14 protein-coding genes are annotated in these 15,879 nt (G+C 42.7%); 6 read left to right on the plus strand and 8 right to left on the minus strand.

The annotated features are described in order from the left end of the window. Positions 1-597: 597 nt before the first annotated feature. Together RH96_RS00045 and RH96_RS00050 are read left to right on the plus strand one after the other, a co-directional pair. Positions 598-2,289, plus strand: coding sequence for an NAD+ synthase (locus RH96_RS00045; protein WP_010195736.1), 1,692 nt, complete (start codon positions 598-600; stop codon positions 2,287-2,289). Between the two features lie 215 nt (positions 2,290-2,504). Then, the gene (locus RH96_RS00050; protein WP_010195738.1) at positions 2,505-3,779 is read left to right on the plus strand and encodes a hemolysin family protein; all 1,275 of its coding nucleotides are present in this window, start codon (positions 2,505-2,507) and stop codon (positions 3,777-3,779) included. 15 nt (positions 3,780-3,794) lie between these two features. On the opposite strand, the gene RH96_RS00055 is transcribed toward RH96_RS00050, so the two are convergent. Further along, entirely contained in the window at positions 3,795-4,514 is a 720-nt protein-coding gene (locus tag RH96_RS00055; protein ID WP_010195740.1) for a YggS family pyridoxal phosphate-dependent enzyme, read from the minus strand. A gap of 350 nt (positions 4,515-4,864) precedes the next feature. On the opposite strand from RH96_RS00055, the gene RH96_RS00060 reads away from it, so the two are divergent. Both RH96_RS00060 and RH96_RS00065 read left to right on the plus strand, forming a co-directional pair. Continuing rightward, on the plus strand, positions 4,865-5,920 hold the full coding sequence (locus tag RH96_RS00060) for a type IV pilus twitching motility protein PilT (RefSeq protein ID WP_010195743.1): 1,056 nt from the start codon (positions 4,865-4,867) through the stop codon (positions 5,918-5,920). A 143-nt stretch (positions 5,921-6,063) separates the two neighbouring features. Further along, the gene (locus RH96_RS00065; RefSeq protein WP_010195745.1) at positions 6,064-7,185 is read left to right on the plus strand and encodes a PilT/PilU family type 4a pilus ATPase; all 1,122 of its coding nucleotides are present in this window, start codon (positions 6,064-6,066) and stop codon (positions 7,183-7,185) included. A 106-nt stretch (positions 7,186-7,291) separates the two neighbouring features. Here the strand turns inward: RH96_RS00065 and fur are convergent, their stop codons facing one another. Beyond that, on the minus strand, positions 7,292-7,726 hold the full coding sequence (gene fur / locus RH96_RS00070; protein ID WP_010195747.1) for a ferric iron uptake transcriptional regulator: 435 nt from the start codon (positions 7,724-7,726) through the stop codon (positions 7,292-7,294). Between the two features lie 325 nt (positions 7,727-8,051). Here fur and RH96_RS00075 point away from each other — a divergent pair, with 325 nt between their 5' ends. Further along, positions 8,052-8,471, plus strand: a complete 420-nt coding sequence (locus RH96_RS00075) for an outer membrane protein assembly factor BamE (RefSeq protein WP_051000695.1) — start codon at positions 8,052-8,054, stop codon at positions 8,469-8,471. Between the two features lie 101 nt (positions 8,472-8,572). Here RH96_RS00075 and RH96_RS00080 read toward each other — a convergent pair whose 3' ends face one another. The 4 genes from RH96_RS00080 to RH96_RS00095 form a co-directional block, all read right to left on the minus strand. After that, positions 8,573-8,881, minus strand: a complete 309-nt coding sequence (locus RH96_RS00080; protein WP_010195753.1) for an RnfH family protein — start codon at positions 8,879-8,881, stop codon at positions 8,573-8,575. Then, positions 8,881-10,023, minus strand: coding sequence for a hypothetical protein (locus tag RH96_RS00085; RefSeq protein WP_010195755.1), 1,143 nt, complete (start codon positions 10,021-10,023; stop codon positions 8,881-8,883). The genes RH96_RS00080 and RH96_RS00085 overlap by 1 nt, the downstream gene beginning before the upstream one ends. Before the next feature lie 235 nt (positions 10,024-10,258). Further along, entirely contained in the window at positions 10,259-10,927 is a 669-nt protein-coding gene (locus RH96_RS00090; RefSeq protein ID WP_010195758.1) for a c-type cytochrome, read from the minus strand. A gap of 323 nt (positions 10,928-11,250) precedes the next feature. Then, complete coding sequence (locus tag RH96_RS00095; RefSeq protein WP_010195760.1) at positions 11,251-11,586, minus strand: c-type cytochrome; 336 nt, start codon at positions 11,584-11,586, stop codon at positions 11,251-11,253. A 388-nt stretch (positions 11,587-11,974) separates the two neighbouring features. Between RH96_RS00095 and yihA the strand changes: the two genes are divergently transcribed. Beyond that, positions 11,975-12,775: a ribosome biogenesis GTP-binding protein YihA/YsxC gene (gene yihA, locus RH96_RS00100; RefSeq protein ID WP_037032861.1), complete on the plus strand. Its 801-nt coding sequence runs from the start codon at positions 11,975-11,977 to the stop codon at positions 12,773-12,775. A gap of 280 nt (positions 12,776-13,055) precedes the next feature. Here the strand turns inward: yihA and RH96_RS00105 are convergent, their stop codons facing one another. Beyond that, positions 13,056-13,724 carry an HAD-IA family hydrolase gene (locus RH96_RS00105; RefSeq protein ID WP_010195767.1) on the minus strand — a complete coding sequence of 223 codons (669 nt, stop codon included), beginning with the start codon at positions 13,722-13,724 and terminating at the stop codon, positions 13,056-13,058. Between the two features lie 162 nt (positions 13,725-13,886). Beyond that, positions 13,887-14,897, minus strand: coding sequence for an RluA family pseudouridine synthase (locus RH96_RS00110; protein ID WP_010195770.1), 1,011 nt, complete (start codon positions 14,895-14,897; stop codon positions 13,887-13,889). Positions 14,898-15,879: the final 982 nt, after the last annotated feature.

Genomic DNA, 15,879 nt, shown 5'->3' on the forward strand with positions numbered 1-15,879 from the left:
CCTATCCCCTGTGTGCCTTGGCAGTCTCAGATTTCATGGTTAAAAGTAGACGCTTAGAATGACTAAACTTACTGTTTTTAACGTCGAACTGTCTAAAAAATAGTCTCTGTCAGTGCCATGGTCGAATGTTCAACACGCCCTAACCATTGAGTACTATTTGCTGTCACTTTATGAGTCACTATCTAGCAAGGTAAATCACTGGCGCGTTCTATTAGTATCAACAATTAATGTTATACTAGAATAATTGTTTTGAAATTTTAAGTGCCGCTACTTTAATTTGACCTTATTTATTTTCGTCATTATTAGAGCGCATCCTTTATCATAACCCTTCTTTATGCTTCCTCTCTAAACGCTGTTAATGTCTAGTTTTTTAGAGTAGTGCAGCATAATTTGGGTCTGCTATATAAGCATTACATTGATGCTTATACAAGCGTTGTACGCATCATGCGAGTTCGATATACGAACTCACGGTTAAAAACAATGTAAAAAAAACCATGACTGACGCGCAATGCTTTGATGTAATTTCGGATTAATTTTTATTTTAAACCAACACTGATCCACCAAATTTTAAATACTATATTCATAGGAACAATAACAATGTCAAAAGACAATGATAACCCTAACCTTACTGCCTCAAATGAGGCGAGTAAGACCACTAAAACCCAAGACAGCGTTACTTTTGCTTTAGCCCAGTCACACTTTTTGGTCGGTGATATTACCGCCAATGCAGCAAAAATGCGCACGCTGGCACTAGAAGCTCGCGAGCAAGGTGCTGATGTGATTGTCTTTCCAGAGCTCGCACTATTGGGCTATCCACCCCAAGACTTACTGCTGCGTCCAAGCTTGTCAGGTCGCATCAAAAGCGCTTTATCTAGCTTAAGTGATATCGATGACATCGTCATGATCGTTGGCTATCCGCACGTCGATCACCATGGCACGTTCAACTCAGCAGCCATCCTGCATAATGGGCATCAAAAAGGCTTTTATCATAAGCAAATATTGCCAAACTATGGCGTGTTTGATGAGCGCCGTTACTTTGACAAAGGTCGCAATCAAGTCCTATTTGATTATAAAGGCATCACTATTGGTCTGCTCATCTGTGAAGACTTATGGGAGAAAGGCCCTATTTCTGACCTCAAAAAGCAAGGCGCGGATCTGGTCATCAGCTTAAATGCCTCACCTTTCGAAATTGAAAAGCAAGACAATCGTAAAACCATGCTGACCAAACGCAGCCGTGAGAATGGCCTCCCCATCATCTATGTCAATGCTGTTGGCGGTCAAGACGACTTGGTCTTTGACGGTGGCTCTATGGCAGTGCAAGCTGATGGTAGCGTTGCCCACGAAGCGCCACGCTTTATGAACCAATTGCTACTCGCCACCTTAGATGTCAAAACTGCCAAATTCAATGCGCAGTCTAAAGCACCTTTGACCCTCAGCCGCGAATCAGAGATGTATCAAGCGCTGGTAGTTGGCTTGCGTGATTATGTCAACCTTTCAGGATTCTCTGGCATTATCGTCGGTTTATCAGGTGGCATTGATTCGGCATTAACGCTGTGTATCGCAGTCGATGCCTTGGGTGCGGATAAAGTTTATGCGGTCATGATGCCCTATGAATATACGTCACCAATCAGCCTAGAAGACGCACAAGCACAAGCCCGTCGTCTAAATGTTTCTTATACGGTTTGTCCAATTTTTGATGCGGTCGAAGGTATTCGTCATACACTTGCCCCGCTATTTAATAAATCACCTGCGGACACCACTGAAGAAAATATCCAAGCACGTGCGCGCGGTGTTGTATTGATGGCACTATCCAATAAATTTGGTCATTTGGTCATCACGACTGGCAACAAATCAGAGCTGGCGGTTGGTTATTCAACCTTATATGGTGATATGGCAGGTGGCTTCGATGTGCTAAAAGATGTTTATAAATCACAGGTTTATAAACTGGCCAGCTATCGCAACCGTTTAGAAGACACGCCTGTGATTCCTGAGCGTGTGATTACCCGCCCCCCATCAGCCGAGCTACGCCCTGACCAAAAAGATCAGGACAGCTTACCTGACTATGACATCTTAGACGGCATCTTGATGTCTTATATCGATGAAGACATGGGCTATCAAGATATCGTAGATAAAGGGTTCGATGCTGACTTGGTCGCCAAGGTTATCCAAATGGTCGACAATAACGAATTTAAACGCTGTCAGGCACCAATTGGCACGAAGATCAGCCATAAAGCCTTTGGTCGTGAGCGTCGTTATCCATTGGTGAATAAATGGTCGATAAAAGGCTAGGTTGCAACCATTGTCTGACTACTACCGTAAAGAAGTCAGACAATGACAACCTCCTTGTTCAAAAATCAATCTGTAATTATTAGCTGGGTGCTTGCCCAGCTTTTTTAGTTTCTGACTAGAACGTGTTGAACATTCACAAATAATCTTTTCGCGTCCACAAATTGAACCCTTTATTTTTAACCTAACTACCCTACCTATTTCTATCCGAGTATCTCATGAGCTTGCTAACTGCTGGTGTGTTTATCTTTTTATTAATTGCGCTCAGTGCCCTTGTCTCCAGCTCCGAGCTAGCACTAGCCTCCGCCCGAAAAATCAAACTACAAGTGATGGCCAAAGAAGGCGAAGTGCGCGCGCTTGATGTTCTCAATATGCAAGAGCATCCTGGCAGTTTTATTACTGTGGTACAGATCGCGCTCAATGCGGTGGCCATTTTGGCAGGTGTTATCGGCGAATCAGCCATCAGTCCTTATTTAGAGCGTCTATTCGGTCATGAAGCGCTCGCCTCTGTTGTGTCATTTATCATAATCACCAGTGTTTTTGTGCTGTTTGCCGACCTGATGCCCAAACGTCTTGCCATGTCCAACTCTGAACCGATTGCTATCAAAGTTGTGCGGCCAATGATTTTTTTAATTTTCATATTAAAACCGATTATTTGGGTCTTTGATGGTGCAGCGAACCTGATTTTTAACTTATTGGGTATATCGACTGTCCGTCAAGATGAGATGACGTCAGAGGATATCTACGCAGTGATGGATGCTGGTGCAGAAGCTGGGGTGATTAAACATCAAGAGCATCATTTGATCGAAAATATCTTTGAGATGCAAGAGCGCACGGTGACCTCAGTGATGAATCCACGCGAACACATCGTTTACTTCGATACCAAGGTCAGTACGGAACAAGTGGTTGAGGTCATGATCAAACAGCCACATAATAAATTTTTGGTCTGCCATGACGATGATCTAGAGCATATCATTGGCTATGTGGAGTCACGCAGTTTTTTAGCCTTGGTGCTTAACCAACAAGAGGTCAGCTTAACAAATAAGGCCTTGTTAAAACCGGCGCTGTTTGTGCCTGATACTTTATCTTTGTTTGAAGTGTTAGAGATGTTTAAATCAACCGGCGCTGACTTTGCCGTTATCATTAACGAGTATGCGCTGGTCGTTGGAGTGATTACCTTAAAAGACGTCATGAGTATTGTCATGGGCGAGCTGGTCACCCTAGAAGATCAGCCCATTGTTCAGCGTACTGATAACTCTTGGCTCATTGACGGCATGACCCCAATCGAAGATGTGATTCGTTCACTTGGCATTGTCAATCTACCGCACAGCCAGAACTACGAAACGATTAGCGGCTTTATGGTGTATATGCTACGCAAAATCCCGAAGAAAACTGACAGCATCGAATATGCCAATTATCGCTTTGAAATTCTTGCGACTAATAACCTCAAAATTAACCAGCTACTCGTGACTAAGCTCGAAGAAGTGGCTTAATCAGCTCAACATGCACTAACCTCTACTACCAAATATGGCGGTGCCGACTCGCACCATGGTCGAGCCATTGGCAATCGCCTCTGCCATATCATCACTCATGCCCATACTAAGCGTATCCCAGCCAGTTAATTCTGGATAGTCACGCTTGATGGCTTCAAATAATTGCTTGGTGCGGCTAAAAGCATCAGTGTTGGTTTTAGCAGGGATAATCATCAGTCCACGCAATTGCAGACGCTCATAACCTTTCATTGTGGTTATCAATTCCGGTAACTGCGCTGGCAAACACCCTGACTTGCTGTCTTCATTATCAATATTGAGTTGAATCAGAACGTTCAATGGCGGCAACTCGCTTGGACGTTGCTCATTCAAACGCTTCGCAATGATGTCGCGCTCAACCGTTTGTACCCAATCGAAATGCTCGGCAATATCACGCGTCTTATTACGTTGGATACTACCAATATAATGCCAAATAATAGACTCGCCTATTGCTTGAGATTTTAGGGTACTGATTTTTTCGATGGCTTCTTGCAGATAATTTTCCCCAAAGTGGCGTTGTCCTTGCTCAGCTAAAGTAGCAATCATCTCGGCAGGCTTGGTCTTAGAAACCGCAAGTAAAATGACCTCGTCTGATGCGGTATCTTTGGCTTGTTCACCTGCCTGCGTCACTTGTCGTGTGACCTGTTGCCAGTTATCAATAAGGCTTAATTTATCAAAATTATTTTCAGTATCTTTCATATACAGCTCACAAGGATAAATGGTTCGATTGTTTGTTTTGATTTTTATTGATCGCACTATTTAAAGATTTCATAAAAATTTTGCCATGAGCAAAATTTACACAATAAATAAATGACTGTCTAATTTTACATTTTCTTAGCCTAGTAGATGGTTAAATGCCAAGAGTCTTGTTATGATATTGTTACATGGTTTAACATACACTACTAAAGATAATAGTAATAGTAACAACCATAGCCTAGCTCATCGCTAAATAACTGATCTAGCAGAGGATGATTGATAAGGTTATCGTTTACAGCCTGCTGCTATGCTCTTTTTGTCTTACCCTTATTCATTGATAGGAATGCCTGATTATGGCTGAAAAAAACAATCTAAGCATCGAAGATCTGCTGCGCTTTACGGTCAAACATAAGGCATCAGATCTACATATTTCAGCCGGTATGCCAGCGATGATTCGGGTCGACGGTGAGATGACACGCATCAATATGCCAACGATGACGCATCAAGTCGTGCATCAGCTGATTTATGACATCATGAATGATAAGCAGCGTGCTGACTTTGAAGAGTTTTATGAGACGGATTTTTCTTTCGAGATTCCCAACTTAGCGCGTTTTCGGGTCAACGCTTTCAACCAAAATCGCGGTGCAGGCGCTGTCTTTCGTACCATTCCTTCCAAAGTACTGACTATGGAAGACTTGGGTATGGGTGAGGTGTTCAAGCGTGTGTCAGATCTCAAACGTGGCGTCGTCCTAGTAACAGGTCCGACAGGCTCAGGTAAATCAACCACGCTCGCTGCTATGATTGATTATATCAATGAAACCCGTAAAGAGCATATTTTAACCATCGAAGACCCGATTGAATTTGTCCACGAATCTAAAAAAAGTCTGGTTAACCAACGTGAAGTACACCGTGATACCTTAGGTTTCGAGCCAGCGCTACGTTCAGCATTGCGTGAAGATCCTGATATTATCCTTGTTGGTGAGCTACGTGACCTTGAGACCATTCGTCTGGCCTTGACTGCTGCTGAGACCGGTCACTTAGTTTTTGGCACCCTACACACCAGCTCAGCGGCTAAGACCATTGACCGCGTGATCGATGTATTCCCTGCAGCAGAAAAAGACATGATTCGTGCCATGCTGTCGGAGTCGCTACAAGCGGTAATCTCACAGACTCTGTTGCGTCGTCAAACTGGCGGACGAATTGCCGCGCATGAGATTATGCTGGGTACGCCTGCTATTCGTAACCTAATTCGTGAGAATAAAATTGCCCAGATGTATTCGGCTATCCAGACAGGGGCCGGCGATGGCATGATTACTCTAGATCAAACGCTTAAAAATCTTGTGACAAAAGGCACGATCAGCAAAGACGTTGCTCGTCCTTATGCGAAGCAGCCCGATGCATTTTTATAGTAGCGCTGATTTGATCAGAGCTACTAACTGATAGCCAGCGACCTTTTTATGCACCTTATTTATTTTTAATGGTCATGATTACTGATCTTTAAAAATGGACTTTAGACAATTTTTAATCGATTTACATCGAATGCAGGTACGATATGGATATTGATAAATTATTACAGTTAATGATCAATAAAAATGGCTCCGACCTTTTTATTACCGCTGATGTAGCGCCTTCCATGAAGATAAACGGGAAAATTCTGCCCGTTGGTAAGACGCCTCTAAGCGCCGAACAAACCATGCTATTGGTCAAAGGGGTAATGACGCCAAGCCAACAAAAAGAGTTTAAAGAGACAAATGAATGTCAATTTGCCATTACTGATGAAGCACAGCAAGCGCGCTTTCGAGTCAGTGCCTTTATACAACGCGATATGGCGGGCATGATTTTACGGAAAATTGAGAATAAAATTCCAACCGTTGAAGAACTACGCTTGCCGCCAGCATTGAAGGAGCTGGCCATGAAAAAACGCGGTATTATTTTATTGGTTGGTGCAACCGGCACCGGTAAATCAACCACTCTGGCTTCCATGATCGGTCACCGTAATCAAAATTCTCACGGTCATATTATTACCATCGAAGACCCGATTGAATTTGTTCATAAACATCGTGGTTGTATTATTACTCAGCGTGAAGTCGGTATCGATACCCACTCTTTTGAGGCCGGTCTAAAAAACACATTGCGCCAAGCACCAGATGTTATTTTGATTGGTGAAATTCGTAACCGCGAGGTCATGAGTTATGCAATCCAATATGCAGAGACTGGTCATTTGGTATTCGCCACCTTGCACGCCAACAATGCCAACCAAGCAATTGACCGTATCATTCATTTTTTTGAAACCAGTCGCCACAATCAGTTATTTATGGATTTGTCGCTTAACTTACAGGCCATCATCGCGCAGCAATTGATTCCAACCCCAGACGGTAAAGGTCGGCGGGCAGCCATTGAGATTTTGTTAAACTCACAGCTGATCAGTGACTATATCCGTAAAGGAGAAGTGCACGAGATCAAAGATGTCATGACTCGCTCCCGTGATAGCGGTATGCAAACCTTTGACCAAGCGCTCTTTGATCTATACGAACAAGGCGAAATCACTTATAAAGAAGCCATTCTCCACGCTGACTCTCCTAATGACTTACGTCTCAAAATTAAACTTAGCAGTAAAAATGGTACGGCTAATTTAGACGAAGGTGCTGATAGCTTATCGTTGGATGTCAGCTAATCTGTAGCAAGTAAGCAAATCACACAATAAAAACAGCCCTCATGATTGAGGGCTGTTTTTATTGTGATACCGCAGCTGTCTGCAAAAATAACTGCTCTTAAGGCTATTATTTTGCGCTGTCGCGACATTCTTGATTGTTACAAATGCCGTATAACACCAGAGAATGACCCGATAGCTTAAAGCCATGATCGGCGGCTACCTTGAGTTGTTGTTCTTCGATAAGCTCGTTATGGAACTCGATAATCTTGCCGCAAACATCACAAACCAGATGATCATGATGCTCTGCCTGAGTGATCTCAAACACGGATAGATTATTTTCAAAGTTATGGCGCTCAACAATACCTGCTTGTTCAAACTGCGTCAGTACTCGGTAGACGGTCGCTAGTCCCACATCTTCACCTTGCTCAATCAGTGCTTTGTACACCTCTTCTGCACTCATATGATGAAGCTCTGCGCACTCAAGCAACTCTAAAATTTTGATACGCGGTAACGTTACCTTTAATCCTGCTTTACGTAAATCTTGATTGGTAAAAGAAGCCATAATATCCCTTCTGACTGTTAAGTCTTAGCAAATAAAAACTAAAAAATATGAGGTAAATAATCGCCAGTGATTATTATTAATTAAATACTAAAGATCCAAATCTCAGTAGCCCAGCTTGTCTTGCATAAATTTTTAGCGTGGTTAAGGCATATAGATGTCACCGCAAGTCTATGAATTTAAAATATAAAACATCCAATGCCTTAGGTAGTGTTTGGTAAATAATGTCGTAAGTGGTAGGCAATTGCAAGTAAATGACGTATCATTTGTCCAAGATTGTCGGCAAGACCAGCACCAACACCCCTTGACCGTACCTAATCCATTTTTTATGAGTCATCTTACCATGATAAAGACATTAAATTTTCGTCCGTTAAGCCGTGCAAGTACATTACGCAAGATTGTCATGACCGGTATGCTTAGTGCCTCGGTTGTGATGTCTGGCTGCTCATTACTGAGTGTTTATAAAATTGATTTACCTCAAGGGACAGCCATTACCCAAGTGCAAGCTCAAAAATTGCAAGTGGGCATGAATCAAAACCAAGTCCTCTATATTTTGGGTAGCCCAGCGATTAAAGACACGCTGGAGCCTAAACGTTGGGACTATATTTATGATTACAAAGCAGGCACAGAAGGCAGCCGCAAAGGCATCGCTGATGTCAAAAATGCCAGCCAGCATTTGGTCATTTATTTTGATGACAACGGCTTAGTCAGTCGCATCGAAGGCATTGAAACCCTTCCTGCTCAATAAATCAGATTATAAATTTATGCTTAATGATTGTTAGGGCGTGTCTTTATTTCAAAATAGCAGACTTAATAATGCTTAAGCTAAATAATAGTCCGGCTAAACCATTAACCTCGAGACTTACTTTTGCGCTGAGACATAGGATCAGCGCTTAAGCTGCGATAGACTTCTATTCGGTCGAACGGCTGCAATGGATAGCTGAGCGGCTGCTTTTGGGCATATATCCCTACATGCCAACGCTTAGCTGCTGGCGTTGGCACTTGTTCCACTTCTTCACACCACCTTGCCAATGCTGGAAATTGCATCAACCAGCCTGCTTGCGCGAGTGCCTCGTACAAAGTAGTCCCTTCAGCGACTGATAACGTCAGATAATGCTGACGCTTTGCCTCTTCAGCATACGCCAGATAAACCGTCATTAGCTTATCCACTGTATCACCCAACCTATCAACGCCAACAGTAGCGCCACTGGTACAACCAGACGTATCGCTATCCGCCATAGATTATAGAACGCTTCATTGCCAAAGTTTAGAGACTTGCGCAAATGACTGATCTTCATCTGCCAACCGGCGAAGATGGACAACAGCAACACCGCGATACTACTGATAATAACCAGTATACCTACCAGCCATATAGTGGGTATGGCGATGACTAGTACCAGTGCTACCACAAAAGTGATCACCAAGCTGGCCAACAGCCCAAACTTATGCGCTAACTGCTGTACGCTATAATGTAGCAAATAGCTGGCCACAAACAACACCCCTAGCCAATATACCAGCTGTCCAATCGGTGGTAATGCCATACCACTGATAAATAGTGCCACAATCCCAACCAACAATTGCACTATCCAGATGGGCAATACCAATTTGCTCGCACGATATTCTTGATTGGCACGAGTGCGTGCTGGTTTTTGTGCATTGATATTATTCACATCTACCGCTGTGACGACTTGCTTGGTTGATAAGTGTTGACCGAACCAATATAGCCCTGTACCTGCCCCCACACTGACCAACGCTAAAGCAACCGCGCGCGCCCATTCACCTAAGCTGATACCAGTCATCGCAAAATTAATATTTGGCAAACCATTTGCAACGCCTAGCACCAAACCTACTAGCATTAAACCTAAACCAATCGGTAAAGGCGTAACACCGAGTAAGCTTAATAAGATAGCAATGACCATCAATCCCGCAGCGATCGCAAAGCTGGGGACGTCAGGTGCACTATTAAGGTCAGTAAGTGCCGATACAATACCAGTGCTAGCACCTGATATAACTAGCGCAGCAATAACAATCGAAACCAGCGCTGCCAACCAACCAAAGCTGCGCCATAATGGACTGGCATCAGCCTCACGAGTGAGTTTCTGCATACCTGCGAACGGTGCATCGACACTACGATAGGCGAGCGCAATCTCGGCATATACTACGGGCAGTGAGACCAAGAACATTGCCAAGAGCCAAAGCAACCAAAAGTCAATTTCACCAATGGCTGCAGGTGCAAACCAGCGAAACAACAATAGTGGCAACAGCGCTGCGATAAAATAAGAAGCATAGCGGGTCATCATAATCTAAATCCAAACGATCTAAAGTGAATAACGATAATTAATAATTATACAGACCAAGCAAAAGCATCTGTAGGTAGGCTTATAATCGTCTATATAATATAAAGGTATGTACAATATAAGGGACTGGCAGTTATAAAAAAACCCCGAAATCGGGGTTTAATAACTAAATAATGACTGACACGTAATCAGCGGCTTAATGGCAGTATGCTATGAAGCAAACGCTGAATGCTTGCACTTAGTGAACAGCACTCACATAATCTGCCAAAATACGGATATCGCGATCTGATAGCTTAGAGGCTACCGTCTGCATCATACCTTTTTCGCCTTCTTTTGCCGCATCATTGGCACGTTTTTGATCATCGCTATCGATGTCATCTTCACGTCCAGCTGCACGGAACAGTTTTAGCTGAGTGGCGATATATTGAGAGTGTTGTCCACCTAAACGTGGAAACGCTGCCCATGTGTTACCAGCCGCATCTGGACCATGACAACCTGCACAGCCAATAATGCCACGAGATTTGTCACCACCTAAAAACAGCTTGGTCGCTTCTTGGTTGGTTGCCGGATTACCGAAGCCAACTCCCCAAGGCGCTTGGCTAGCATAATAGCCTGCCACATTGGCCAAATCTTGCTGTGATAAGTTCGCCACTTGCGACTGCATAATACCGTTCTTACGGTAACCGGCTTTAAAGTTGACCAACTGTTTATAGAGATACTTAACATTTTGGCCGCCCAAATTAGGCTGAGCAGGAACCACACTGACACCGTCAACACCATGACAAGCAGCACAGACTGTTTCTGCAATTTGCTTGCCAGCGTTAACGTCATATTCGGGAACAACAATAGCAGCTTGTACGCTGAAACTTGCAACGCATAAGCTGGCAGCAGCGATTAACTTTTTCATTGATACAAATCCTACTAACTCGGCGTAAGTATTATTTAGAGTGATTGCATCGACAAGCACATTGATATACGTCGCGCTACTATATAGCGAAGTCAGCATATATTTTATGGGTTGGTCACAAACAGTCTGAAAGTACTTACTAACATCAGGGTTTATTTTGGATTATTATAGCAAGACTTTATAGTATTTGCCTACTTAATCGTAGTAACCACTGGTTTTTCTATTAGCGCTACTATAGGATGCTGCTTGAAAAACAAAAAGCGCATGAAGTGAGTGCTTCAAGCGCTTTATTTCTTTTATCTAAAATTTTGATCCAGCAGCTGTTATTTACTCATGTAGTCAATCAGTTTACGGTAATCATCATTGCTACAGTTATCACAAAGTCCGCCAGCTGGCATCTGTGTCATACCACTTTTGACTGAGTTAATTAGAGCTGGCATGCCTTTTTGTTGTATTAGCTGCTGCCACTTAGCACTGTCGCCTTTTTTGATAGCATTCAACGCGCCACTATCGTGACAAGCTGCACATGAATTGTCGTAGGTTGTGGCAATATCAGCAGCACTGGCGCTGGTTGTCATGGCTGTCGTTAGGACAAGCGCTGCACCACTGCCAATTAGTAGACGGCAAGTTTTGGTAAAAAGTGTGGTGATTGCAGACATAGGGCACCTCCTTAATTTTTTCGTACGCTTAATTAAATACCAACTTAATTAAATACTATAATAAACGTTTTTCATTAAACATTGTAACAATATATGTCAATTTAGTATACATGAATCGAGTTTGACTTTAGTAACGCTTTTTTATGCGAGGAAAACTTTCGCTAAGCGCTACTACACTTTAATGGTATGCTGTCATTTATATAAGACTAATCACCGTAATTTCAATAAGTAAGACGGTTAATAGTATAGAATAGTCACTGGTTTAAAACAGCGATTGTTGTCAGCAAGAGCCACTCGTATTCTATCTATTTAATGCGTCGCTTTGATGATTAGCCAACCACCAATTCTCACTACCGTATCCAATTTTTTGCAGATTAATGAGCCATTTATGAGTACCCCGTTCACAGATGTCGCCGCCGAACATGCGGTGTTTAATACCAAATCGCGCCAACGAATTCAGCAAACTGAGTTTATGACGTCAGCGCCTACTTTTCGCCTTTGTCCGCCTGATGTCGGGTTAGAGGTTGCTTTTGCAGGACGCTCAAACGCGGGTAAGTCCTCGGCCATTAATGCATTGACCAATCAGCGGCAGTTGGCGCGCTCGTCCAAGACCCCTGGTCGTACGCAGATGATTAACTTTTTTAGTATTGGCGATAAGCACAGACGTCTGGTTGATTTACCAGGCTATGGTTATGCTGCCGTGCCGCTGGAAATGAAAAAAGAATGGCAGGTCGAATTGGAAGAATATTTGGTATCACGCTCAAGCCTAGCAGGCTTAGTGCTGATGACAGATATTCGTCATCCGCTCAAATTCTTTGATGAGCAAATGCTATTTTGGGCCAAAGAGGGTGAGCTACCCGTCCATATTTTGCTGACTAAAGCAGATAAATTGAAGTATGGTGCTTCTAAAAATGCCTTACTCAATACCCGTAAAAGACTGAAAGAGTTAGGTCTTAAATGTACCATTCAGTTATTTTCAGCCTTGAGAAAAGAAGGCCTCGATGAATTGGCTGGTGTGATGGGCAATTGGTACGATTACCAGCTTAATGATAACAAAATCATTGAATCCTCTTTTAATCTGCTCGATGATGACCCGCTCGAAGAAGAATTGCTCGAAGATAACGAACAGTCTGATAGTGATCAGCCTGCTAATAAACAATCTAATAATGAGCTGCCAACTGATAAATAAATAGCAGACCATTAGTTAGGGCGTGTCATCAATTAGCACATTGATACATTTAGTGGTCTTAAAATGGTTAAATTTTGCCAAACATCGTCAGAAATCTTGTCAATATGTTCATATTTACGGTAATTTCTTTCTTGTTTGGTTGCAATTTTCCTCATTTTAAGCCTCACAATCTAAATGAAGACACGCCCTAGTACCATTTTATAAAAATTGATAAAAAAAAGGGTTTATCGCTAATAGTGATAAACCCTTTTTTATTGTCATTTATCTGTCTGCTTTGAGTCTATCCACACAACAGCTCAGCTAACGCTTGCGGTGTGTCAACTTGATAAGTAGGTAACTGGGCAGCCAACTCAGCGCTGGATGCTGTCCCGTAGTTAACAGCAATACTAGTCATGCCAAGTTTATTTGCCATTTGAATATCATAAATACTATCACCGATAAATACGGCGTCAAATACTGGCTGCTGCGTATGATTCAAGATATCCGTCAGCATCTGCGGATCAGGCTTTGAACCTGACTCATCGGCACAGCGGGTAATATCAAAATAATCATGACTTGCCGAAGCATCCAGTACGCGATCCAGTCCACGCCGCTTTTTGCCGGTTGCAACAGCAAGCTTACGACCCTGCTGTTGCAAAGTCTTTAGCATGGTTTCTGTAGGGGCAAAGAACGGTGTGCGATGGCTGTTTGGAATATAATAGTCAGCGTAGCTTTGTTGAATGGCAAGCTTTTGCGCGTCACTGGCCTGCGGATACAAAATCTCAATACCATTCATCAGGCTAAGACCAATGATGCCTTTGACGGCTTGATCGGTGGTTTGAAAGCCATGTGCCTCTCCTGCCACATGCATGGACTCAACAATCAGACCGATTGAATCCATCAACGTACCATCCCAATCAAAAATAACTAGCGTCTTGTCGGCTAAGCGATGATCAGACTGTTTATTCATGAGTTTGCCTTAGTAAATGGTGCGCATTTATTACAGATACTAACATTTCAGATGCTAAAACGTCACGCCGACTTATTGGTAGAAATAAATAAGTGAGCATGACGTTTAGGATCAATACTTAATACCAGCTAAAATGTAACCTGAAACACGAGAGATTCAAGCTTATTCAGGCAATTTGGTTTGCTCTGGCAGCCAGTCAACCATCTCATCGGGCAATGGTGCCGTGATAGTTTTATAACCAGGAATGTCTAAGCGCCATGCATGCAAGCACAGACGATGCACGCCAGATTTGTCATGGACGTTATACTTACTGTCCCCTAGGATAGCATGACCAATATGAGCCAAATGCACACGAATTTGATGGGTACGACCCGTCAGTGGCTTAGCTTCTATCAAGCTGACTGGTTGACCGGCAATCATAAAACGTTCATGGACAATAATATCTGTCTGGCTTTCTTTGGATTGTGCATCCTGAGCCTCTACTTTAACGCGGCGCTCACCGCTATCAAGTGTGTAGCGTAGCAATGGCGCATCGATACGTTGCTCATTCAGGGCGGGTTGTCCTTTGGCAATACACAGATAATGTTTTTGAATAGTCTTATCGACCAAATACTGCTGCAGTGTCTTTAGCGCTGAGCGTTTCTTAGAAATCATCAGCAGACCTGAGGTATCTTTGTCGATACGATGGATCAACTCTAGATATTTTTTACCAGTCACTTCACGCATGGCTTCGATGACGCCAAAATCAAGACCACTGCCACCATGTACTGCAATGCCAGAAGGCTTATTAAGCACCAGCAGGCCATCATCTTCGTAGACCACACGTGCTAATAAGCTTTTGGCAAACTCGGTGCTGATGATGGGTTTTTCACGGGTAGCGAGTACCACCGGTGCGATACGTACCACGTCTTCACGCTGTACTCTATCATGGGCTTTACAGCGTTTATTATTGACTCGAATCTCATCTGAGCGAATCATTTTATAGATATGCGGTTTTGGCAAACCTTTTAGGCGGTTCAGCAAAAAGTTATCCAAGCGCTGGTCGTGCTGATGGCGAGTAACTTCAAGGTAATTAACCTTTCCAAAGTTACTAATCTCATCGTCGGCGCTTTGCGGACGGGTTTTGCTATTAAAAATAGCAGGAGCTTCATGGGTAGTTGCGTCGTCAGTCATTTTGGAGTTTGTCATTTTTAGTTAGGTATTTACACAAAGATTTGTTATAGTTTAACATGTTGAGCGCCAATTAAGCAGAGGTTGCGGCAATAATCGTTATTGTCTCAAACAACTTATTGCCATCTTTACTACTTGCTAGTAACGAGGCATGCCTTGTTCCTCAAGCTAATTTTGCACGCATCATCTAATTTTTAGGACTAAATGCCAAGTAATACACGGCGTAGCGTCCAATAAGCGGTATTTATACCAAACATAATTGCTTCGATAATAGTGACAAACAAGTCCGTTTATCGAGCGATAGCAGTACACAACTACTCATTTAACGCACGACCACGACTTGATTTTTAATCATATTAGGCAAGCGCAGTTGAGCAAGTGACGGTAGTCCGATATTAAGAGTTTAGAGCTGCCTGAATATTGGCGGTCAAACAGATAAAATAGATGCATTATAAAAGAGATATACCCAACCGAGCTAATGAGCCGGTTACCTATTCTGTTTGCCAAGTACGCCCCGCTGAGCAACAGCGCAGTGGCACTCTTAAAATCAGATACCAAAATATATAGATGTTATAAGTTAAAATAATAGATAAAACAATTGAATTGATTTGAGCTAATATTGAGAGGTTCGCTGAATTTAACGGTTTGAAGTATAAACAGTACAGCGAATAAATTGTAACCATGTGGCAAGCGCTTCGATAGACTCTTACAAAGTATATTAAACGCCCTTCACCACTTTACATGTTAATCATCTTGGTAAAATTTATGGTGGCAAGGATGTTAATAGCCAAGCCTCTAAATCGATACAAAACGATTAGCATTCGGTGTTAATATTTTAGCGGCAATCATTGCGAGCCACTAAAATATTAACAGTAGATAACCTTACAGCCTTACACTCTGTATTAGTAGCTACTTAGAACCATCTGTCTGGTACGCTCAAACGTAGTCAATTCATTGTGAGTTAACAGGTAAGCTTTTTATGAGC

The sequence above is a fragment of the Psychrobacter sp. PAMC 21119 genome (assembly GCF_000247495.1).
Classification (GTDB): Bacteria; Pseudomonadota; Gammaproteobacteria; order Pseudomonadales; family Moraxellaceae; genus Psychrobacter; species Psychrobacter glaciei.

Bases quoted from the DNA above. Each gene is read 5' to 3' on its own strand.
- RH96_RS00085 (WP_010195755.1), bottom strand. From the start codon at position 10,023: ATGATGACCCGCTATGCTTCTTATTTTATCGCAGCGCTGTTGCCACTA.
- RH96_RS00075 (WP_051000695.1), top strand. From the start codon at position 8,052: ATGAGTCATCTTACCATGATAAAGACATTAAATTTTCGTCCGTTAAGC.
- RH96_RS00055 (WP_010195740.1), bottom strand. From the start codon at position 4,514: ATGAAAGATACTGAAAATAATTTTGATAAATTAAGCCTTATTGATAAC.
- RH96_RS00080 (WP_010195753.1), bottom strand. From the start codon at position 8,881: ATGACGGTTTATCTGGCGTATGCTGAAGAGGCAAAGCGTCAGCATTAT.
- RH96_RS00065 (WP_010195745.1), top strand. From the start codon at position 6,064: ATGGATATTGATAAATTATTACAGTTAATGATCAATAAAAATGGCTCC.
- RH96_RS00105 (WP_010195767.1), bottom strand. From the start codon at position 13,724: ATGAATAAACAGTCTGATCATCGCTTAGCCGACAAGACGCTAGTTATT.
- RH96_RS00060 (WP_010195743.1), top strand. From the start codon at position 4,865: ATGGCTGAAAAAAACAATCTAAGCATCGAAGATCTGCTGCGCTTTACG.
- RH96_RS00110 (WP_010195770.1), bottom strand. From the start codon at position 14,897: ATGACTGACGACGCAACTACCCATGAAGCTCCTGCTATTTTTAATAGC.
- RH96_RS00095 (WP_010195760.1), bottom strand. From the start codon at position 11,586: ATGTCTGCAATCACCACACTTTTTACCAAAACTTGCCGTCTACTAATT.
- yihA (WP_037032861.1), top strand. From the start codon at position 11,975: ATGAGTACCCCGTTCACAGATGTCGCCGCCGAACATGCGGTGTTTAAT.
- RH96_RS00050 (WP_010195738.1), top strand. From the start codon at position 2,505: ATGAGCTTGCTAACTGCTGGTGTGTTTATCTTTTTATTAATTGCGCTC.
- fur (WP_010195747.1), bottom strand. From the start codon at position 7,726: ATGGCTTCTTTTACCAATCAAGATTTACGTAAAGCAGGATTAAAGGTA.
- RH96_RS00045 (WP_010195736.1), top strand. From the start codon at position 598: ATGTCAAAAGACAATGATAACCCTAACCTTACTGCCTCAAATGAGGCG.
- RH96_RS00090 (WP_010195758.1), bottom strand. From the start codon at position 10,927: ATGAAAAAGTTAATCGCTGCTGCCAGCTTATGCGTTGCAAGTTTCAGC.